This window comes from Geminocystis herdmanii PCC 6308, from assembly GCF_000332235.1.
Classification (GTDB): Bacteria; Cyanobacteriota; Cyanobacteriia; order Cyanobacteriales; family Cyanobacteriaceae; genus Geminocystis; species Geminocystis herdmanii.
The window spans coordinates 1,691,783-1,714,291 of the sequence record NZ_CM001775.1; the positions used below are offsets into that span (position 1 = coordinate 1,691,783).

The 22,509-nt window shown below is 36.2% G+C and carries 19 protein-coding genes; 10 read left to right on the top strand and 9 right to left on the bottom strand.

Going from position 1 to position 22,509, the window contains the following annotated elements:
- Positions 1-58 precede the first annotated feature (58 nt).
- The gene (locus SYN6308_RS08495; RefSeq protein WP_017294012.1) at positions 59-1,735 is read left to right on the top strand and encodes a glycosyltransferase family 4 protein; all 1,677 of its coding nucleotides are present in this window, start codon (positions 59-61) and stop codon (positions 1,733-1,735) included.
- A 13-nt stretch (positions 1,736-1,748) separates the two neighbouring features.
- On the opposite strand, the gene SYN6308_RS08500 is transcribed toward SYN6308_RS08495, so the two are convergent.
- A complete protein-coding gene (locus SYN6308_RS08500; protein ID WP_017294013.1) occupies positions 1,749-1,997 on the bottom strand; it encodes a hypothetical protein in 249 nt (82 codons plus the stop codon).
- Between the two features lie 303 nt (positions 1,998-2,300).
- On the opposite strand from SYN6308_RS08500, the gene SYN6308_RS08505 reads away from it, so the two are divergent.
- From SYN6308_RS08505 to SYN6308_RS08525, 5 genes are all read left to right on the top strand, one after another.
- Positions 2,301-4,709 (top strand): phosphoketolase family protein, encoded by a 2,409-nt coding sequence (locus SYN6308_RS08505; protein WP_017294014.1) that lies wholly within the window; start codon positions 2,301-2,303, stop codon positions 4,707-4,709.
- A gap of 158 nt (positions 4,710-4,867) precedes the next feature.
- Positions 4,868-5,761, top strand: coding sequence for a 4-hydroxy-tetrahydrodipicolinate synthase (gene dapA, locus SYN6308_RS08510; protein ID WP_017294015.1), 894 nt, complete (start codon positions 4,868-4,870; stop codon positions 5,759-5,761).
- A 474-nt stretch (positions 5,762-6,235) separates the two neighbouring features.
- On the top strand, positions 6,236-8,095 hold the full coding sequence (locus SYN6308_RS08515; protein ID WP_192816151.1) for a ribonuclease J: 1,860 nt from the start codon (positions 6,236-6,238) through the stop codon (positions 8,093-8,095).
- Between the two features lie 168 nt (positions 8,096-8,263).
- Positions 8,264-8,971 (top strand): WecB/TagA/CpsF family glycosyltransferase, encoded by a 708-nt coding sequence (locus SYN6308_RS08520; protein WP_017294017.1) that lies wholly within the window; start codon positions 8,264-8,266, stop codon positions 8,969-8,971.
- 72 nt (positions 8,972-9,043) lie between these two features.
- A complete protein-coding gene (locus SYN6308_RS08525) occupies positions 9,044-10,015 on the top strand; it encodes a DUF4351 domain-containing protein (protein WP_017294018.1) in 972 nt (323 codons plus the stop codon).
- Between the two features lie 202 nt (positions 10,016-10,217).
- On the opposite strand, the gene SYN6308_RS08530 is transcribed toward SYN6308_RS08525, so the two are convergent.
- Positions 10,218-10,406, bottom strand: coding sequence for a hypothetical protein (locus SYN6308_RS08530; protein WP_237741271.1), 189 nt, complete (start codon positions 10,404-10,406; stop codon positions 10,218-10,220).
- Positions 10,403-10,744, bottom strand: coding sequence for a hypothetical protein (locus SYN6308_RS08535; protein WP_017294020.1), 342 nt, complete (start codon positions 10,742-10,744; stop codon positions 10,403-10,405). Before SYN6308_RS08535 ends, SYN6308_RS08530 begins: the two co-directional genes overlap by 4 nt.
- 342 nt (positions 10,745-11,086) lie before the next feature.
- Here SYN6308_RS08535 and SYN6308_RS08540 point away from each other — a divergent pair, with 342 nt between their 5' ends.
- On the top strand, positions 11,087-11,746 hold the full coding sequence (locus SYN6308_RS08540; protein ID WP_017294021.1) for a hypothetical protein: 660 nt from the start codon (positions 11,087-11,089) through the stop codon (positions 11,744-11,746).
- A 48-nt stretch (positions 11,747-11,794) separates the two neighbouring features.
- Complete coding sequence (locus SYN6308_RS25895; RefSeq protein ID WP_017294022.1) at positions 11,795-12,061, top strand: hypothetical protein; 267 nt, start codon at positions 11,795-11,797, stop codon at positions 12,059-12,061.
- Positions 12,062-12,159: 98 nt separating this feature from the next.
- On the opposite strand, the gene SYN6308_RS08555 is transcribed toward SYN6308_RS25895, so the two are convergent.
- Entirely contained in the window at positions 12,160-12,366 is a 207-nt protein-coding gene (locus SYN6308_RS08555; protein WP_017294024.1) for a hypothetical protein, read from the bottom strand.
- A gap of 7 nt (positions 12,367-12,373) precedes the next feature.
- Positions 12,374-12,742, bottom strand: coding sequence for a GIY-YIG nuclease family protein (locus SYN6308_RS08560; RefSeq protein ID WP_017294025.1), 369 nt, complete (start codon positions 12,740-12,742; stop codon positions 12,374-12,376).
- Positions 12,743-13,386: 644 nt separating this feature from the next.
- On the opposite strand from SYN6308_RS08560, the gene SYN6308_RS25470 reads away from it, so the two are divergent.
- Both SYN6308_RS25470 and SYN6308_RS25755 read left to right on the top strand, forming a co-directional pair.
- Positions 13,387-18,081, top strand: a complete 4,695-nt coding sequence (locus SYN6308_RS25470; RefSeq protein ID WP_017294026.1) for a S8 family serine peptidase — start codon at positions 13,387-13,389, stop codon at positions 18,079-18,081.
- Positions 18,041-18,793, top strand: coding sequence for a calcium-binding protein (locus SYN6308_RS25755; protein ID WP_017294027.1), 753 nt, complete (start codon positions 18,041-18,043; stop codon positions 18,791-18,793). Before SYN6308_RS25470 ends, SYN6308_RS25755 begins: the two co-directional genes overlap by 41 nt.
- 359 nt (positions 18,794-19,152) lie before the next feature.
- Here the strand turns inward: SYN6308_RS25755 and SYN6308_RS08580 are convergent, their stop codons facing one another.
- The 4 genes from SYN6308_RS08580 to SYN6308_RS08595 form a co-directional block, all read right to left on the bottom strand.
- The gene (locus SYN6308_RS08580; RefSeq protein WP_017294028.1) at positions 19,153-19,968 is read right to left on the bottom strand and encodes a M48 family metallopeptidase; all 816 of its coding nucleotides are present in this window, start codon (positions 19,966-19,968) and stop codon (positions 19,153-19,155) included.
- 213 nt (positions 19,969-20,181) lie between these two features.
- Entirely contained in the window at positions 20,182-20,886 is a 705-nt protein-coding gene (locus SYN6308_RS08585; protein WP_017294029.1) for a TIGR00266 family protein, read from the bottom strand.
- A 99-nt stretch (positions 20,887-20,985) separates the two neighbouring features.
- A complete protein-coding gene (locus SYN6308_RS08590) occupies positions 20,986-21,663 on the bottom strand; it encodes a TIGR00266 family protein (protein ID WP_017294030.1) in 678 nt (225 codons plus the stop codon).
- Positions 21,664-21,666: 3 nt separating this feature from the next.
- Entirely contained in the window at positions 21,667-22,329 is a 663-nt protein-coding gene (locus SYN6308_RS08595; protein ID WP_017294031.1) for a TIGR00266 family protein, read from the bottom strand.
- Positions 22,330-22,509 lie beyond the last annotated feature (180 nt).

The following is a 22,509-nucleotide window of genomic DNA, read 5'->3' on the forward strand; positions in this document are numbered from 1 at the left end:
ATAAAAATAATCGCAACCATTTCTGAATTAGAATCTTTAGGAGAAGTCTTATTCGACTATGAAGCAAAAATCTCAAAATACGGCAATCTATTATAAACCTGATGGATACACCACTCAAGGAAAAAGACTATTAGGCAGACAGTCGGCAGGAGAAAGTTTTTTAAAAGCCTATATTCAATCTTCTCCAAAAGATATTCTTTATTGTCATAGTGATAATTATGAGGAATTTTGTCATTTTCAGCAAACTACAACCCCTTGGTTAAAAAATTCTGTTAATTTTGACTTCATTTCTACTACTGAATCTTATCAATTAGCTAAGGTTGGTAATCTTTATATTCCCAGTCCTAACATATCACAGTTTGCATGGTCAAGAAGATTTTATGACCAAAGAAGTTATAGTATTTGTGGAGTTACCCATACGATCACATCTAAAGAAGCTATTAGTAGTATAAGCAACCTAATCACCGCACCAATACAACCTTGGGATGCTTTAATTTGTACATCTAATGCCGTTAAAATTGCCGTTGATAAAATACTTCATGATTGGGGAGAATATTTAGCACAAAGATTAAACTGTAAAATAGATGTAGAATTAAAGTTACCTGTTATTCCATTAGGAGTTGAATCAGAAAAATTTGAGTATAATTCTGATTTTAGAAACACCATTAGGCAAAGACTGAATATAACAGAAGAAGATATAGTTATTTTATTTCTTGGTCGTCTAGTATTTTACGCTAAAGCTCATCCTGTGCCAATGTATTTAGCCATAGAAAAAGCTGTCAAAAAAATTAACCATCAAGGAAAAATTTACCTAATCCAATGCGGTTGGTTTGAAGATGAAAAAGAAGAAAAAACCTTTAAGGAAAGTGCTAAACAATTTGCCCCTTCTATTAACCATATATTTTTAAACGGAAAAAATCAAGAAATTCGTCAAAAAATTTGGTCTTCTGCGGATATATTTATTTCTTTAGTTGATAATATTCAAGAAACTTTTGGATTAACCCCCATTGAAGCCATGGCGGCAGGTTTACCCGTAATAGTTTCTGATTGGAATGGGTATCAAGAATCTATTCGTCATGACATTGATGGTTTTCGCATTTCTACGGTTATACCTGAGAAAAATAATGCTTTCGATTTAGCTAGTTATTATCATTCTGATTCGATTAATTATAGTCGTTATATTGCACAGGCTTGTTTTGCAACCATGGTTAATATTGATGAATGTACCACTGCTTTAGTTAAATTAATAGATAATCCTGATTTGAGAAAAAAAATGGGTGAAAATGGGAAACAAAGAGTTAAGGATATTTATGATTGGCAAAATGTGATTAAATCTTATCAACAATTATGGGAAGAATTAGCCGAAATTAGAAACATAAAAGCAATGTCTGTACCCGTAAAAAAAGGTACTCCTTTTCATCCTTTATGTGATGATCCTTTTAATTTATTTAGCCATTATAGTACCCATCATCTTCATCCAGAAACTAACCTACAATTAAGCCTGATGGCTAATGATATATCTTTACAAAAAATTCGCAGTATTTGGGCGACAAATTTTGGAGCAAATTCTCGTTTATCTAATGATATTATCGATCGAATTATTGCTGATTTAAGCATTAATAAAACTCTCAAAGTTGCTTATTTTATAGAAGTTTATGGAGCTGAAAATACTCCCCTATTAATAAGAACTTTAATGTATTTACTTAAATTTGATATTCTAATGATAAGTCATTAAAAATTCTTACAAATTATTCTTGTTCATCTTTTACTACTAAAGGAGTGCGATCGCAATTCCACGCCCACCATACTTGATCACACTCACACATATAAAACTCTTGCCATTTTCTGGTATAATCTTCCATCATCACGGGAGAATAACGATTAAGCCATACTTTTTTCGCTTGACGAGAATCACCATGACAACGAGGACAATTAAATGATAAAGCATGAGTAGCAGTTTTTGTCCATTCAGGAGCAACACGAGCAAAGGCTTCCATATCGAATAAAATATGATAAAAAATGATCCCTAATTATACGCTAATATACATCTACACATAATTGTATTTAAAAAAACTAACTGATTTTCTTTTTCTTCTCCTCTTATCGATTGATATAATTAAGACGAAAAATTAATCTAATTTAAAACTACTAATTTTTTAATAAAAAAACTTAAATTAACTATAGCCAAAAATTCTTAAAACAAATTTAATCATTTCTTAACTTAAAAATTTCATAAATAGTTGAATTTTTTTAAAACTTGATGCTAGACTGATAGCAAAATTTGAAGATTAATCAAGATTATGGTTCAAGGAATCACTAAGCCTGTAGCGGATACACTGTCCACAGAAGAACTGCAAAAAATTCACGCCTATTGGCGCGCTTGTAATTATTTAGCAGTAGGGATGATTTATCTACAAGACAATCCCTTACTCAAAGAACATTTAAAACCTGAACACGTTAAAAATCGCCTTTTAGGACACTGGGGATCGAGTCCGGGGTTAAGTTTTGTCTATACTCACCTCAATCGCCTCATCAATAAATACGATCTCAACATGGTGTATTTAGCAGGACCCGGTCATGGTGCGCCCGGTATTTTAGGACCAGTTTATTTAGAAGGTACTTACTCGGAAATTTATCCTGATAAAAGCCTTGATGAAGAAGGAATGCAGAAGTTTTTTAAACAGTTTTCTTTCCCCGGCCACATCGGCAGTCACGTTACCCCTGAAACCCCCGGTTCAATCCATGAAGGAGGGGAGTTAGGTTATAGTTTATCCCATGGCTACGGCTCAATTTTAGATAATCCCGATTTGATCTCTGTGGTAATGGTGGGAGATGGTGAATCGGAAACAGGTCCTTTGGCTACTTCTTGGCACTCTAACAAGTTTATCAACCCCATTCGTGATGGTGCGGTATTACCAATTTTGCACTTAAACGGTTATAAGATTGCGAACCCCACTATTCTTTCTCGAATTTCCCATGAGGAATTAGAAGCACTTTTCATCGGTTACGGTTATGAACCTTATTTCGTGGAAGGATCAGACCCGATGGACATGCACCAGAAAATGGCAGCAACTCTTGAGGAATGTGTCAGCAAAATTAGGGCTATTCAAGAAGAATGTCGTAATAGTGGCGTTCCTAAGCGTCCTCGTTGGCCTATGATTGTTTTTAGGTCTCCCAAAGGTTGGACAGGACCTAAAGATGTGGACGGAAAGAAAATGGAAGGTTTTTGGCGATCGCACCAAGTACCTATGGGAGAAATGCACAGTAATCCTGAACATCTGAGACTCTTAGAAGAATGGATGAAAAGCTATAAACCCGAAGAATTATTCGATGAAAATGGTTGTTTAATGCCCGAATTACAAGCATTAGCACCCAAGGGCGATCGACGCATGAGTTCTAATCCCATTGCCAACGGCGGTTTACTCAGAAAAGATTTAAACTTACCTGATTTTCGTGATCCTACCTATGCCGTAGAAATTCCCTCCCCCGGTACAGTGGAAGTGGAAAACACCAAAATTATGGGTATCTTTTTGCGGGATGTGATGAGAAATAATATGCACAGTTTTCGAGTATTTGGACCCGATGAAACTGCCTCTAACCGCTTAAATCCCATTTACGAGGTGTCGAAAAAAGTCTGGATGGCGGACTATTTACCCGAAGATGCTGACGGGGGCGAATTGTCTCCTGATGGTAGAGTAATGGAAATGTTGAGCGAACACACCCTCGAAGGTTGGTTAGAAACCTATCTTTTAACAGGCAGACACGGCTTATTCCATACCTACGAAGCCTTTGCCCACGTTATCGACTCCATGTTTAACCAACACGCAAAATGGTTAGATATTTGTAAAAATCATGTGCCTTGGCGGGCTCCCGTTTCTTCTTTAAATATTCTTTTATCTTCTACTGTATGGAGACAAGATCACAACGGTTTTTCTCATCAAGATCCGGGTTTTGTGGATTTAGTCACTAATAAAAGTGCAGATGTAACCCGTGTTTATTTTCCCCCTGATGCGAACTGTTTATTAAGTGTGATTGATCACTGTTTACGCAGTAAGGATTATGTTAACGTTATCGTTGCGGATAAACAAAAACATTTGCAATATTTGACGATCGACGAAGCAGTGAAACACTGTACCAAAGGTATCGGTATTTGGGAATGGGCGAGTAATGATGATCAAGGTGTTTCTCCCGACGAACCAGATGTAATTATGGCTTCCTGCGGTGATGTGCCTACCAAAGAATCTTTAGCCGCTACCCAAATTTTACGCCGTGAATGTCCTGAATTAAAAGTGCGCTTTATCAATGTGGTGGACATCTTTAAATTACAAGATGATACCGAACACCCCCACGGTTTATCTCGCCGTGATTTCAACACTTTATTTACGGAAGACAAGCCCATTATTTTCAATTTCCATGGCTATCCTTGGTTAATTCATAAATTAGCTTATCGTCATATTCATAACGATCGACTCCATGTGAGAGGTTATAAAGAGGAAGGTAATATTAACACCCCCCTTGAATTGGCTATCAAAAACCAGATCGATCGATTTAACCTTGTAATTGATGTGATCGATAGAGTACCCAAATTAGGCTCTCGTGCGGCATACTTAAAAGAACGTATGAAAAATGAGATTATTGATAACTTAAATTACGCCCATACCCACGGTATCGATAAAACAGAAATGAATCATTGGAAATGGGAAGGCTAAACTAAGTATTAAGTATTAAGTATTAAGTATTAAGTTTAATTGTATAATTAAAATCAGTTTTCTTTTGGCTTTGCTCTGTGGAATGTCAGTTTAATGTATAATAATTTAAACTATGGGCTTGTTCCCTTACCTAACCCTTCCGTTGATTGATAATAATAATGAGTGATTATATTTTTGGTAGAGTTTTAACCGCAATGGTGACACCCTTTAAGGAGGATTTGTCAATAAATTATGATGTTGCAGAAAAATTAGCTGATCATTTAGTGAATAATGGTAGTGACGGCTTAGTTATTTGTGGCACTACGGGGGAATCTCCTTCTTTGGAAGACGATGAAAAATATGAGTTACTCAAAGTTGTTAAAAAGGCGGTGGGCGATCGTGCTAAGATTGTCATGGGTACTGGTTCAAATTCTACGGCTAAAGCCATTAAAGACACTCAAAAAGCGAGTAAAATAGGTATTGACGGCAGTTTGCAAGTTGTGCCTTATTATAATAAACCGCCCCAAGAAGGCTTATATCAACACTTTAGCTCGATCGCGCAATCTTGTCCTGATGTGCCGATGATGTTGTATAATATACCGGGGAGGACAGGTAAAAATTTAGAAGCGGAAACTACAGCAAAATTAGCTCAAGATTTGGATAATATCGTAGCGGTAAAAGAAGCTAGTGCAGATTTGGAACAAACTGCTAAAATAAGAATACTTGCTCCTTCAGATTTTTTAATTTATTCAGGAGAAGACTTTTTAACCTTACCTATGATGACAGTAGGAAGCGTTGGAGTGGTAAGTGTAGCTAGTCATTTAGTGGGAAATCAAATGCAAACTATGATTAAAGCATACGAAGAAGGTAATAATTTGTTAGCTCAGAAAATTCAACAAAAATTATATAGTTTATTTAAAGTTATTTTTTGCAATACTAACCCGATTCCTGTTAAATATGCCCTACAATTACAAGGTTGGGATGTCGGGGGTGTCAGATTGCCTTTAACTTCTCTACTGCCGAATCAACAACAAGAAGTAGAAAAAGTTTTACAAAGTTTAGAGTTATTATAAATAGTAAAATCTTAAAATAATTAGCTAATTGTTACTATTTAAAAATTATAAAAAAGTTTTTCAGTTAATGAAAGAGAGAGAATAAATTTATGTTTTTGAGGAGGGAATAATTCATGTATTTAACATGATGTTAATAGAAATAGAGCAACCCTATTAAGGTGTCAAGTTTTAAAAGATTTGAACACTTTGATATAAATAAATCAACTCTCATGAATGATTTAGGATTGCTAAGGTAAATCAATAATTGATTGATTCGTGAATAGGAGAGATTCTATTTTGAAGGAAAAAAAATGAAGGTAAATATATAAAAATTAGGAGAAATCAGGACAAAATCCTTTGCGTCTTTGCGTCTTTGCGTGAAAAATTAATCCCTAAAAATATATAACCAAACTTTTTCTTTAAATTGTCAAAACTTAGTCAAAAATAGGAATAAATATGTATCAAATTCAAGCTAGAAAAAGAAAAACCACCGCTATGGAAAAACCTGCAATAATTCTTCCATCTCGCAATAACAATAATAATAAGCCAACTTTAAAAGTAATTCCTCTAGGGGGATTGCATGAAATTGGTAAAAATACTTGTATCTATGAGTATGAAGACGAAATTATTTTAGTAGATGCAGGTATCGGTTTTCCTACGGATGGTATGCACGGTATTAATGTTGTTTTACCTGATATGACCTATCTGAAGGAAAATCAAGATAAGATTAAAGCTATGGTTGTAACTCATGGACATGAAGATCATGTGGGAGGTATTCCTTATCACCTCAAACAGATTGACACACCGATTATTTATGGCCCTCGTTTGGCTATGTCTCTGTTACGGGATAAGTTAGAGGAAGTAGGGTTGTACGATCGAACTATTATCAAAAGTGTTACACCGAGGGAAGTTGTCAAAATTGGCAAACATTTTAAAGTTGAGTTTATTCGCAATACTCACTCCATCGCCGATAGTTTTACCCTCGCCATTCATACCCCCATCGGTGTGTTAATTCATACGGGAGATTATAAAATAGATCATACTCCCGTGGATGGAGAATATTTCGATTTTCATCGTTTAGCCCAATTGGGAGAAGAAGGCATATTATGTTTATTAGGGGATTCCACTAATTCAGAAGTACCGGGGTTTACACCTTCTGAAAGATCAGTTTACCCCGGTTTAGAAAAGGTTTTCAACCAAGCGCAAGGGCGTTTAATGGTGACGACTTTTTCCACTTCCGTACATCGCATTAATATGTTATTAGAGTTGGCGATGCAATATAACAGAAAAGTTGGCGTAGTCGGTCGATCGATGTTAAATGTCATCGCCCATGCGCGGAACTTGGGTTATATTAAAGTACCTGATAATTTATTCGTGCCGTTGCGCAACCTTAGCAGTTTACCAGAAAACGAGGTGTTGATTATCTGTACGGGTTCACAAGGGGAAAAATTCGCCGCCATGACTCGTATTTCTAAGGGTGAACATCGTCAAGTTAGAATCCGTAAGGGTGATACTATCATCTTCTCTGCTAATCCTATTCCGGGTAATACGATCGCAGTGGTTAACACCATCGATCGATTGATGATGCAAGGAGCAAGTGTAGTTTATGGCAAACAAGCTAACGTACACGTTTCAGGCCATGGTTGTCAAGAAGATCAAAAATTGATGTTATCCTTAGCAAAACCTAAGTTTTTTGTACCTGTACACGGTGAACATCGAATGTTAGTACAACACTCGAAAACCGCTCAAAGTGTCGGTATTCCTGCGGAAAATATCGTAATTATTCAAAACGGAGACACGATCGAGCTAACCAGTGATAGTATTCGTAAAGCGGAAAAAGTACCATCTGGTATTCAGTTAGTTGACACCGCAGGAGTAGTTCATGATAACGTCATGGAAGAGCGTCAAAAATTAGCAGAAGATGGAGTCATTACCATTGCCGCTAGTATAGATGATCAAGGACGTTTATTAACCGAACCTCAAATTCATTTACGAGGGGTTGTGTGTAAGATTGAAGTTTCAAGCCTCGAACGTATGATTATTCGTACCATTGACAGAACTATTGTCGATCGACTCAAAAGTAATCTATTGTTAAATGGTGATGATCAAGTAAACTGGACTAGCATTCGCATTGATGTGGAAGCTAACTTAGAGCGCTTAATTCAACGAGAATTACAAAGTGAACCTTTAGTTATTTTTATGTTACAGGTACAAGAAAACAGTCCAAAAATCGTTACCACTAACGGCAATGGAAACGGAAACGGAAACGGTATTAATGTTGAGGAAGACTCCGACATGGAAGAAACCGACGGAAAATTTACCCGCCGTCGTCGTAAAACCACTGTTTCAGTTTAATCGTAATACTATTTATCACCATAACAAATAGAATTACCTTGAATCCCTTTAAAAAAAGGAAAATTATTGAAAAGATTTTGAGTAAGTTTGTAGGGGTTGAATAATATTCAACCCTTCCTCATTCCTGATTTTTAATTTCTAATTCTTAGTTAAACTCTGTAGTTATTTATGAAGACTTCCGCAATTTTTGACTTACCTGTTCATTTAAGCGATAATTACGAAAATTGGCTGATAAATCGTATTGATAATGGTAAGTTTACCCATGTTGTCACTATGAATTCAGAAATGGCAATGATGGCGCAAAAAAACCCAGATTTAGCTAAGGCTATCAAAAAAGCGGATTTAGTTGTCCCTGATGGTTCAGGGGTGATATTCTATTTAAAACGTAGAGGACAAACCCAACAAAGAATCGCAGGAATAGAATTATCCGCTTCTATGATAGAAAAGTTAGGTAAACGAGGAAAAGATTATCCTATCTGTTTTTATGGAGGTGCCCCCGGAGTTACGGAAAAAGCCGCACAAGTTTGGCTCGAAAAGTTGCCCCATGCCAATATTATCTATAATCATGGTTATCTTTCTGAGTCAGATTTGAAATTATGGTGTGACTCGATCGAACAAATACAACCTAAACTAATATTAGTAGGGTTAGGAGTACCAAGGCAGGAATTATGGATTCAAAATCATCGCTATCTTGCACCGAATGCGGTATGGATTGGAGTTGGCGGTAGTTTTGATGTGTGGAGTGGAGTCAAAGAAAGAGCGCCTAAATTTTTCTGCGATAATCATTTAGAATGGCTATACCGATTATATCAAGAACCTCAACGGTGGAAACGAATGTTAGCATTACCTCAATTTCTCCTCAAAGCAATTTTTTAAGGAGAGTTAGGCAAAAATAGACAATAAACGTATATTCTAAGTGATCTGAAAGTTTGACAATCAATTCAATTAATGACAGAAATAAACGCTAATTATGATGAACCTTGGAAGGAGGCCATCGGAGATTACTTCAATCATTTTTTAGACTTCTTTTTTCCAGAAGTATATAATCTCATTGACTGGTTAAAACCGATAACATCTTTAGATAAAGAATTACAGAAAATCACCGCCGATTCTTCGGATAGTAAAAGATTGGTGGATAAACTGTTTCAAGTATGTTTGAAAGATGAACAAGAAGTATGGATTTTAGTTCACATCGAAGTACAAAGTCAATATGATAGTGACTTTAATCAAAGAATGTTTATTTATCATTATCGTGCTTTTGACTTGTATCGAAAACCAGTAATTAGCCTTGCTATACTAGGGGATGAAAAAGAAAAATGGCGACCTTCCAATTATGGTTATGATTTAGGAGGATGTCAACTGAATCTGAATTTTCCCACGATAAAATTATTAGATTATCAAGAAAAATGGGATGAATTAGAAGCAAATTTAAACCCTTTTGCGATGCTAGTAATGGCACATTTAAAAACCAAAATAACCACCAGTAATTTAACAGAAAGAGAACAATGGAAATGGTATTTAATCAGAAGTTTATACGATAAAGAATACAGTAAATTAGAAATAGTAAAACTGTTTAAATTTATCGATGCAATGATGACTTTACCATCATTGTTACAGCAAGATTTGAACAAAAAAATTATTAAATACGAGGAGGAAAAAATTATGCCCTTAGTTAGCCCTTTTGAGCAAATGGCGGAAGAAAGAGGTTTAGAAAAAGGTTTACAAAGAGGTTTACAGCAAAGGATCGATCGAGATAAAGAATTAATTATTCGTCAATTAACCAAGAAATTGGGAACAATCAATACTCAGTTACAAACTCAAGTAAAAGCCTTAAATATTGATGATTTAGAAACATTAGCAGAGGATTTATTTGATATGGATTCGATCGACGATTTACAACAATGGTTAAGTAAGTTCTAATTTTTATCTCTAAAAAAATCAGTAGCTTGAAATATAGCTACTTTTTTAAGTCTTAAACTCGATCGAACTAATCATAATCAACACTGTAGGTTGGGTTAACGAAGTGTAACCCAACACATCCAAACACGATCGAACCTCCCCCAAAACTCGATGCCAAAGGCACGCTGCGCGCCCGAACCCCCAAACTCGATCGCTGGGAAATCTAATCTTTTAGTTCAATTTGATTTTGAAGTCTCTCCAAACTTTGATGACGTAAATCGACTTCAATCATGGCAATTAATTCATCAAATTTTAAGGTAACTAAATCCAATTTACGACAAGCTTCTCGCCATTTAGCTACGCTTTTAGTTCTTGCTTTTAGATCAGGAATATAATATAGGTTGTTCATCATAATCTCCAATTTTTTTGAGTTTCGGATAGACTTGCTCCGACGACATCGGCTGATAGTTGAGCTTGTTCGATAGTTTCACTTAACAATTCTAGGATAGCAGAAGGAGCTACTGGATAATATTCAGAAATTCTAAGGGTTAAGGTATGAAGACGAGAGTAAGGGTTTTTTAATCGCTCGAAACAATTCTGAATTTGCTCTAATTCGGGTAATGTTTCTTCTGTTTCGCCATAGCGTTCAAAAAGACTAAATTCAGTTATTTTTGTTTCGGCAATAAGTTCTATTAGCCGTCTTTGTAAACTAAAAATAGTAGTTAATACTTCAGGAGATAATTTAGCCAAAAATACAAAACTCCTTGCAATCAATTGATTTTTTTTAATTATAAAACATTACTCTAACAATTTGAGATCAACAATTATTTACCTTTTGCCTAACTTGATTTTGAATATTTTTACTGAAACGATCGAACCCCCTCTGTTACCTATAAAATCGATCGAACTTCCTTTCATTCTGTCATTGGGAGGTACGAAGCAATCTCCAACTTGATCGAACTCCCCACAATCCCAAAAACTCGATCGAACTCTCTGTCATTGCGAGGAAACGAAGCAATCTTTTTACTCCTTGACAAAAAGCTAAAAATTAGAGTTAAAATTATGTAGAAAAGTCAAATAAACACTATTTCAATGCCAGAAATAACCGCAAATTATGATGAATCATGGAAAGAAGTTATAGGAGATTATTTTGAATCATTTTTAATCTTCTTCTATCCCGATATTCACCGCCAAATTAACTGGGAAAAAATACCAATACCTCTTGATAAAGAGTTAGAACAAATTACCGCATCCGCCGAAACAGAAACTCGTCATGCCGATAAACTATTTCAGGTATGGTTATTAGACAATCAAGAAGTGTGGTTATTAGTCCATATTGAGGTGCAAAGTCAGTATGATAAAGAATTTACCCAACGAATGTTTATCTATAATTATCGAGCTTTTGACCTGTATAATAAACCAGTAATTAGTTTAGCTATACTAGGAGATGATAGTAAAAAATGGCGACCTAATTCTTATGAATACGGATTAGGAAAAAGTAAATTAAAACTCGAATTTTCGATCATTAAATTACAAGATTATCAATGGGAAGAATTAAAGCAAAATAATAACATATTTGCTATGGTGGTAATGGCTCACTTAAAAACGAAGGCTACTACCAGTAATTTAACAGAAAGGGAACAGTGGAAATGGAATTTATCCCGTTTACTTTATGAAAAAGGTTATAACAGAAAAGAAATAACCGATTTGTATAAAGTCATTGATTTAATGATGACATTATCGGAAGATTGACAACTTAAATTTGAAAACAAATTAACACAATATGAGGAGGAAAGAAAAATGCCTTTATTAACAAATATTGAAAGACGTGCTTTAGCAAAAGGTCAAGAAATTGGTCAAGAAATTGGTAAACAAAAAGGAGCGAAAGAAACCTATCAAGAAAATATCCTTGATTTACTCCAACTGCGATTTAATTCTGTACCTAAAAGTATAGAAGATTCCCTCAACAATATTGATGATTTAGCTTTGTTAAAACAGTTGCATTTATCAACAATTAGTGTTAAATCTCTCGAAGAATTTGAGCAGTTAATTAACAGTTTAAGCTAATTTTATAGTGCGATCGAACTCCCTCTAAAATCGATCGAACCTCCCCAAACTCCCCAATCGATCGAACCCTCTATTGTCCAAATATAATCACCCATTGTTTATTGTCCACGTCCGGGTTTGCAATCAACAAAACTTAATGCTTCTGTATCAAGAAAACTTACAATTGCCATTTCAAGTACTGCTTCAACGGGATATTGAATTTCAGTTGCGTGATTAATAAAAGCTATTTTAATTCTTTCAGGTAAACATTCTAAGATTATTTGGGCATCAGAGGGAGAAAGTTTTTCTAAAAGTTGAGTTTGCATAATTTTACTATTCAGTGGGAATTTTTACATTATAAGGAGGTTCAGTTGCTCTAAGAATAATTGCCTCCAATTCTAATAATAACGCAGGATTTTGCCAATAAGGAATAGATTGTAAAACTATACGGACTTCTTCATCTTTATATTTATCTAACCAAGCCCATAAAAAAGCCTTATGTCCACCTTGAAAGCGTCTGCGTAAATTTTGGGTTTTACCGATATAAAGTAATCCTTCTTTCTGATGAATAATTGCATATATACCAGGGCGAGACGGAATAGCTTTAAAGTCACGAGTTAAAGGTAGGCATTGTTCAAAAGGAGTTAAGGCAATTGTATCAAGAATTTGTCGAGCTTGAGCTTTTGTTTCATTATTTTCCATTTCTTTTTTTAGCTGTGTTAATATCAACTCTATCAAAACAAAATATTATATTGTATCGTAACCCACCACCAACCCCATCTCCCCAGACTAAGTATTAGAAAACATTATTAAATCATTAATGATGATCGAACCTCCCACAACCTCGATCGAACTCCCCTAAACTCGATCGAACTCTCGAACTCCTCTAAACTCGATCGAACCCTCCCCAAACTCGATCGAACTCCCAAACTCGATCGAACCCTATAACCTCGATCGAACTTCCCCTAAACTCGATCGAACTCCCCACAAACTCGATGCCAAAGGCACGCTGCGCGCCCGAACTTTCCCCAAAACTCGATCGATTTAAACTTATTACCTATATACAATTAATTTTGTAATAATAGTTGCAATACAATGTCTATAATTAGCGTTATAGATATTTTAATACATAAATCTTTACAAATGTGGGCATTACGATAATTAACCTGTTATATTGTTGCATATAGCAATTATCTGAATTCATAGGGTCAGTATATCGGTGGGAATGCGTAAGCTCAACCGTCTAAATTCCAGTTATACAAGGAAACTTGATTTTTTGTCCGCACCGCAGAATTATGAAAAAGCTATATAGATAAGTCCTTTATTTAATCTTTTTTCCTCAATCTATGAACACTCAATCCCATCGCTCCGAAAATCCACTTTACTCAGATGTCATTGGACTTGTCAAGGAAGATTTATGGAACGTTGAACTATTCAGGAATGTTGACACCAGTTTAAATCTTGTATTAGACAATAATATTGAAGGTTCGATCGTTCCGTCCCCTAGTTTGTCACCAGAGTCAGACTTAACAGTTGACATTAAATTATCGTCAGACAAAATAGAGAAAACAAAATTTAAAAACCTTCAAGAATTGGAAGATCAAGATATATACTTTACAACTATTAAAACTAATCAATCAGAGAATGAAACTGTAAGTATTACTGATCCCGAAATTAATGAAGACAATGACGATATTCCTGTTTCTCCACCTGAAAAATCGCCCTTAATATCCTTAAATAAAGGTTTAGAATTTTTTAACTCTGAAGTCAATTTTCATCCCCTCATCTGTCAATGTGCTTCTTGTTTTCTTCCCCCCGTTGATCCTCAACGAATTAAGGATGTATATCAATCAACAACTATATCCCCTACCTTAGATTTATCTCAAACTTTTACCCTTAATAGTTTACCCACTGCTAATTATACCATTTACTTAGACTTCACGGGGCATACAACTTCTGGCACATATTGGAATACATATTTTGCGGGAGGAGCAAATATTACTACTCCTGCTTTTGACATTGACGGTAATCCGAATAGCTTTAGCAATGCTGAACTAGAAAGAATTCAGTATATTTGGCAAAGAGTGGCAGAAGATTTTATTCCCTTTAATGTCAATGTTACAACCCAAGAACCCAATATTAATGATTTAATTAAAAGTGGTAGTGGTGATACTCGCTGGGGAGTTCGAGTCGCCATTGGCGGTAGCAGTTACGATTGGTATGGAAATGGAGCAGGAGGCGTTGCCTATATTGATTCGTTTAACTGGAGTACTGATACCCCTACCTTTGTTTTCACTTCACAATTAGCTAATGGAGATGAAAAATTTACAGCAGAGGCAATAACTCACGAAGTAGGACATACTTTAGGACTCTATCATGATGGACGTATCACTCCATCAGAAGAATACTACTACGGCCATGGCAGTGGAGAGACAGGTTGGGCTTCGATTATGGGAGCTGGATATTATCAAAACTTAACTCAATGGAGCAAAGGTGAATATTTATCAGCCAATAATACAGAAGATGATTTGTCCATTATTACCACCCAAAATGGTTTTGGCTATCGCACCGATGATGCGGGAAATACCATTGCTACAGCCACTCCATTGATTCTTTCCGGTACTTCTATTACGGGGAGTGGTATTATTGAACGCAACACAGACGTTGACTATTATAGTTTTACCACTGGTACAGGACCAATTACCTTGACGGTGAATCCTTTTACACGAGGACCGAATTTAGATATTTTGGCACAACTGTACAATTCTTCCGGGACATTGATTACATCATCAAATCCCGCAGATTTATTATCCGCAAGTATTAACACAACTTTAGCAAGTGGTACTTATTATTTAGCGATTCAGGGTACGGGAAAAGGTGATCCTCTTGGTACGGGTTACACCAATTATGGTAGTTTAGGACAGTATTCTATTGTCATTAATCCTTCTATTACCAACAATAATGATAACTTCGTCGATCGAATCGATTTAGGTAGTGTACCCAATACCACAGTAACAGGAAGTAACGTTGGTGCAACGGGAGAAGTAGGCGAACCTGCTCAGTCAGGTGACATTAACTCTGTATGGTGGAGTTGGACTGCCCCGAACACAGGAATAGTGACGATTGATACTAATGGCAGTGGCTTCGATACCTATCTATCAGCGTTTACTGGTTCTACCGTCAATAATTTAACCGTTATTCAACAAGATGATGACGGTGGTGATGGAACAAATAGTTTAGTCAGTTTTGTAGCCCAACAAGGAGTAGAGTACCAAATTGCGGTAGATGGTTGGAGTTCTAATACGGGGAATATCACTTTAAACTTGGACTGGCAATCGAATGTCGGTGGAATTGAGGGTTCAATCTGGGACGATGTCAACGGCAATGGCACTTGGGATAGTGGAGAAAATCCCTTACCTAATTGGCAAGTTTATCTCGATCAAAATCGCAACGGTCAATTTGATCAGGGTGAAATAACAACTGTTACTGATGCCAACGGTAACTATCTCTTTGAAGATTTAGCTCCCGGAAGTTATGTGGTAGCGGAAGTAATCCCCAGTGGTTGGCAACAAACCTATCCCGATCAATTCAATCCTAATTCGATCGTCTCCAGTTCTTCTGTACCTTTTGTCAATTCCAACCCCTCGATCGACACTTCCCCTATTACAAAACCTCCATCTCCAAATCTAAATGCTGATTATCAATCAGGAGAATTGATTATCAAGTTGAAAGACGGAATTTCCACCGCAGAAATTAACACTCTTCAAGGCAGTTTAGGAGCGAAAGTAGTTAAGTCTGTCGCTAACTTAGGCATTCAATTATGGTCGATCAAAAACATGAGTGTAGCAGAAGCGATTGCTCTGTATGGTGATTCCAACCTCGTAGAATATATCGAACCTAACTATACTATTTCCATTAATGACATCAGCACTCAAGCTACCCCTAATGACCCTAGTTATAGTCAATTATGGGGATTGCATAACACGGGACAAACGGGCGGTACTGTAGATGCTGATATTGATGCACCTGAAGCATGGGACATTACTACTGGCAGTTCCAATGTTATTGTTGGTGTAATTGACACGGGTATCGACTACACCCATCCCGATTTAATCAATAATATGTGGACTAATCCGGGGGAAATTCCTAATGATGGTATTGATAACGATGGAAATGGTTATATTGATGATGTCTATGGTTATGACTTTGCCTATAATGATAGCGATCCTATGGATGTTCCCAGGGGAGATAACCCTGGTCATGGTACTCATGTAGCTGGGACGATCGGCGGTCGAGGTAATAATGGTGTTGGTGTCGCTGGAGTGAACTGGAATGTCCAACTCATGGCACTTAAATTCCTTGATGACTATGGAAATGGGAGTACTTTTAATGCCATTCTGGCAATCAATTATGCCACCATGATGGGAGTAAACCTCACGAATAACAGTTGGGGAGGCGGTGGTTATTCCCAAGGGTTATATGACGCTATCAGTGCGGCAGGTAATGCAGGACAACTTTTCGTAGCATCAGCGGGTAATGACGGTAACAATAATGATGCCTTTGCTTCTTATCCAGCTACTTATAATTTAGACAACATTATTTCCGTAGCCGCTACTGATCACAATGATCAATTAGCATCGTTTTCTAACTACGGAGCTACCACTGTTGACTTAGCCGCTCCCGGTGTTAACATCTACAGCACATTTCCAAATAATACTTATGGCAGTATCAGTGGAACTTCCATGGCAAGTCCCCATGTAGCCGGTGTCGCTGCCTTACTTTTGGCAAACAATCCAGACTTAACCGATGAGGAAGTTAAAGCGGCAATTCTTTCAGGAGTTGATCTTAAAGCCAATTTAGCAGGAACAAATTTAACGGGTGGACGCTTAAATGCCTACAATGCTCTAATTTACTCCACTCCCGTACCCGGTACTCATGCTGTACAAGTAACGGCAGGGCAAACGGTACAAGGAATTAACTTTGGCAATCAACAGATTCCTTTAGTTGATATCAACATCGGAGGCAATCAAACCGTTGTAGAGGGAATGACTAATCCCCAAAACGTTACGATTACCGTTATCTTATCTCAAGCTAGTAGTCAAACTGTCACCGTTCAATATGCTACCGCCAATGGTAGTGCGATCGCAGGTTCAGATTACACTAACACAACGGGAACACTGACTTTCACCCCCGGAGAAACCAGTAAAGTAATTAACGTTCCGATTCTTAATGATAATATCAATGAACCTGATGAAACCTTTACTGTGACACTCTCTAATCCGACTAATGGCGTGATTGTTTCTGCTACGAGTACCGTTACCATTACTGATACTCTTAGCTCCAATACCACGACAACTCTTCCAGCAGGTGTAGAAAACCTTACTCTTACTGGTACTGGTAATATCAACGGTACGGGCAATGCAGGAAATAACCGCATGACAGGTAATAGTGGCAATAATCGCCTTAATGGTGGTGATGGTAATGATACCCTTATTGGTGGTGCAGGTAACGATACCTTATCCGGTGGCACCGGTGCTGATAGTATGGTAGGAGGGCCGGGGGATGATCTTTACGGTGTGGACAATCCAAGCGATGTCATTATCGAGTTAGCCAACCAAGGAATTGACACCGTCAATAGTTCCATTACCTACACACTGGGAGCAAACTTAGAAAACCTCACTTTAACAGGCACTGCTAATATTAGTGGTACGGGTAACACCTTGAATAATGTCATCAGGGGTAATAGTGGTAACAATCGCCTTAATGGTGGTGATGGTAATGATACCCTTATTGGTGGTGCAGGTAACGATACCTTATCCGGTGGCACCGGTGCTGATAGTATGGTAGGAGGGCCGGGGGATGATCTTTACGGTGTGGACAATCCAAGCGATGTCATTATCGAGTTAGCCAACCAAGGAATTGACACCGTCAATAGTTCCATTACCTACACACTGGGAGCAAACTTAGAAAACCTCACTTTAACAGGCACTGCTAATATTAGTGGTACGGGTAATACCTTTAAACAATGTCATCAGGGGTAATAGTGGTAACAATCGCCTTAATGGTGGTGATGGTAATGATACCCTTATTGGTGGTGCAGGTAACGATACCTTATCCGGTGGTACCGGTGCTGATAGTATGGTAGGGGGGACCGGGGATGATCTTTACGGTGTGGACAATCCAAGCGATGTCATTATCGAGTTAGCCAACCAAGGAATTGACACCGTCAATAGTTCCATTACCTACACACTGGGAGCAAACTTAGAAAACCTCACTTTAACAGGCACTGCTAATATTAGTGGTACGGGTAATACCTTGAATAATGTCATCAGGGGTAATAGTGGTAATAATATTCTGACAGGAGGAGCAGGTAACGATACCCTAACGGGGGGGGGAGGCAATGATACCCTTATCGGTGGTACTGGTAATGATACCCTGACTGGAGGCTCTGGTAATGACTTTTTCCGCTTTAATTCTCCCAGTGAAGGGAACGATCGAATTACCGACTTTAATGTCACAGATGACACCCTCCAAGTTTTAGGTAGTGGCTTTGGTTTAACAGTTGGGACCTTATTATCAACTCAGTTTACCATTGGCTCATCTGCTACTACTTCCGCTCATCGTTTCTTCTACAATAACAGTAATGGTGGTTTATTCTTCGATGCAGATGGTAGTGGTCCGACTTCTGCAGTACCAATTGCCACTTTAAATTCTGGTTTAGCCATGACTAATGCTGATATTGTCGTAATCTAACGAGGATAAATCACTAATCTCTGATATTTCGATGTTCAAAATATCAGAGATTGAAGGGTAGGGTTTAATAAAATCCTACTTGGGGTTCAAAGCGTCTTTAAGTCCATCGTCAATATAATTTATTTAAAACAGTATTGATTTAGGCATTAAATTGGGTAGTCGATCGATCGTTTTATTAATGACTTATGTACCGAGATGGGAAGATGATATATCATTAATTGAACTATTAGCCATTTCCAAAAAACATTTTTATAGTTATAAAAAATAAAAAAGTCATACTGAGGATAATATAATAAGTGAAGTCTCTCAAAAATTTTTCGATAAACTCAGAATGAAAATTAATATTAATTATGATTTTATCACTCTTGAATTTTGAAAAATAAATCTTGTTTTTTTCCTAGACTATAATTGTTCTTTTTTATTAACTTTTCCAAGTGTTTAACTCTCTTTTCTGGATGAGGATGAGTAGCTAAAAAGTCAGTAATTTTCTGCTGTTTATTTTCCTCACTTAAACGATCGAAAAAATCTGTAGCCCCTGCTACATGACCATAATATTTATTTAATAAATTCAAACCAAATTCATCGGCTTTACTTTCCTGACTTTGAGAATATTGAGCATGAGCTAAAATATTAGCAATATCTGCTCCTGATTGTAAAATTTCTACACCACCAAAAAGAGAATTAATGACTATTCTTAATAGTAAAATATTACCTAAACTTCTCAGATGATCTCGATTAGCAAAATGCCCTATTTCGTGACTTAAAATCATCACTAATTCATTTTGTGATTTTACTTCTTTTAATAACCCTTCATAAATAATAATAGTATCTCCCGGAATTGCCAAAGCATTAACAGTATCTTCAGGAATATATAAAACCTGATAATCTCTTTTAGAAACATTCTCATCAGGTAATAAATTTTCTAAATTATCAACTATTTTGTTAAGTTGAATTTGTGTAGAAGATGAGTTACTTTTTTGCTTAAACTCTTCCGTAATTAACGCTCCAATTTTCTGCTCTACTCTAACGGGAATGACATTAACTATCTGATTAATTAATACAAATAAACCTAAGATAATAGAGATTATTAACCCGATAAATAAAGCTATTATTATTAATAACTGTCGATTATTTACTTCAGGATTTTTATTACTTATAGGTGAAGAATAATGCATAATATTTGGCTCTTCTACAGTAGTTATGATAAATTAATAGAAAATAAGTGCTATAACTTTTATTAAATAATATTTATAGCAAAATAAAAATAAAAAATTTATAATTTATTATTAAAAATTTACTTTTCCCTCTTCCCTTTTCCCTATCTTCATCAACAATTTATCATACTCAAAGTAGAAGAACCTAATATTTATGATAAAAATTATAGTTAATTAATCACCTTTAACAGGGCGAAAAGGATTAAGAAAATTAAGTAAAGAATACAAATTACGAGATTGTAACCATAGCTTTCCGTTACCACTAAAACGACAAACTAAACCCTCACCCCCCAAAATTCCTGTTTTCAAACTACGAAAAGATAACCCCCCCATCATCTCTACATTATAATTAAGGGTATCTTCAAAAGCGACAATATAACCAGTATCGACAATATAGTTTCCTTTAACCTCTATTTCGATGATAGCACCATAGGAACTAAACCAAAAATCACCGATTCCTGTTGCTTTTAATAAGAATAAAGATTCTCCACTAAAAAACCCTTTAAAACCTTGAAATTTAGTGTCAATTTCGATCGAAGGACTACAGGCAACAAAACCCGAAGATTGCACCATTAAACCACAATTTCCGTTTAAATAATAATAGCTTATATCCCCCGGTTCACCGGGAGATATATACAATTCTCCCTTAGTTTTTTTAGCCGTAAATTCACTTAAAAATAAAGATTCACCTCCAAACATTCTTGAAACACTTTTGCCCAAACCACCCCGCATTTTTGACTTCATTTCGATAGAGGTATCCATGGCAGCCATGCCCCCTGCTTCAACAATTACTGTTTGATTTGCTTGAAGCTCTAAAATCAAAAAACCATAAGCTGGATTATGTTCAATTCGATACTTTATTTCCGATTTATTAAGCATATAATAATCCTATTTGAAAATAATAAATAATAAGATAACTAGGTTTTAGGTTGTTAATTCTTAATTCTTAATTCTTAATTCTTAATTCTTAATTCTCCATTATCGTGGTGGTAATTGTGAGCCAATTAAACTGCCAAAACTACCCGGATTATGGGTTTGACAAAATACTTTTCCTTTACCAAAAAAACGACAAACTAACCCTTCTCCGCCTAGAAATGAACCAAGAAAACTACTTCCAGCTTTACCTATTTTAAAATCTAAAGTTTTCTCAAAAGCAACAATATGCCCTGTGTCAACAATGTATTCACCATCAACATCTATTTCATAAATACCTCCGAAAGAGCTAAGAATTACAGCACCAAATCCTGTGATACTTAACCAAAAAACTGATTCCCCTGAAAAGAGAGATTTTAAGCCTTGAAATCCTAAGTCTATATCAACTCCAGAAGCACAAGCTAAGTAAGAACCTGATTGAACTACTAACTTATTACCAGTCATTTCATAAACAATAATATCACCGATAAAACGAGGTGCTAAAAAAATTTCGCCGTTAGGTTGATAGCAACGAAAAACGCTTAAAAATAATGATTCTCCTGCCATCATTCTTTTTAAACCGCCTAATATTCCCCCTCCTTTTCCTTGTCTTAAAGTAGTGCTAACGTTGATAAAATCGCTCATAGCAACCATTGTACCCGCTTCAGCGATTAATTCTTCTTGGGCATTCATGGTTATTTTGGCGATCGAGCTATCGGGTTGTTGTAAAATTTGTATATCCATAAATTATCTTACTTTAGGACGTAAAAAACCGACTAAACCACTGACACTGCGAGATTGAATCAAAACAGTGCCTCTACCTTTCAATCTAGTAACAAAACCTTCCCCAGAGGTAACAGAAGACAATAACCCTCCAGATAAACCGACATTTAGTTTGATATTAGAGTCATAACCAAGAAGATGACTACTATCAACGATAAACTCCCCGTTAATTTCTTTATGGGTAATACCGCCATAGCCTCCAAATAAGACTCTACCTTTACCGCTAAATTGCAGTTTAAATAAGCCCTCCCCTGCAAACCAACTGGCAAAACCAGCCCATTTAACCCCCATTTTAACGCCTCCTGCATGGGCAATATATGCTCCAGCTTCTAAACAAATGCTTTTACCTTCTAATTTTAAGGCTTCCACATCCCCAATTACGGATTGAGTTAATACAAGATTTAAGGGGCGATTGGTTTTATTATGAAAGACATTAACAAATAAGGATTCCCCCCCAAAAAATTTGCGCATCAAAGCAGGAATTAAACCCCCAGAAAATTCCGTTGTCATGGTTATACCTGCATCCATGCTAACCATAGCACCAGCTTCGGCGGTAATTCTTTCTTTTGGTTCTAAGGTTACAAAAATAGCAGCAAAAGCGGGGCGATAGCGAATATCATATTTCATAATTTAAACCATAGCTTAAATAATAGTTTCATCTTAATCGTTATTTTAGTTAAGAAAACAGTGTAAGAAAAATGTTTTAATAGTAGTATTTTTTTATCGATCGATTATTATTTTTATATTAATCTTATTTGTTAAAATATCAATCATTAATTAAGTCTAAATCACTAATTTTCTATTCTC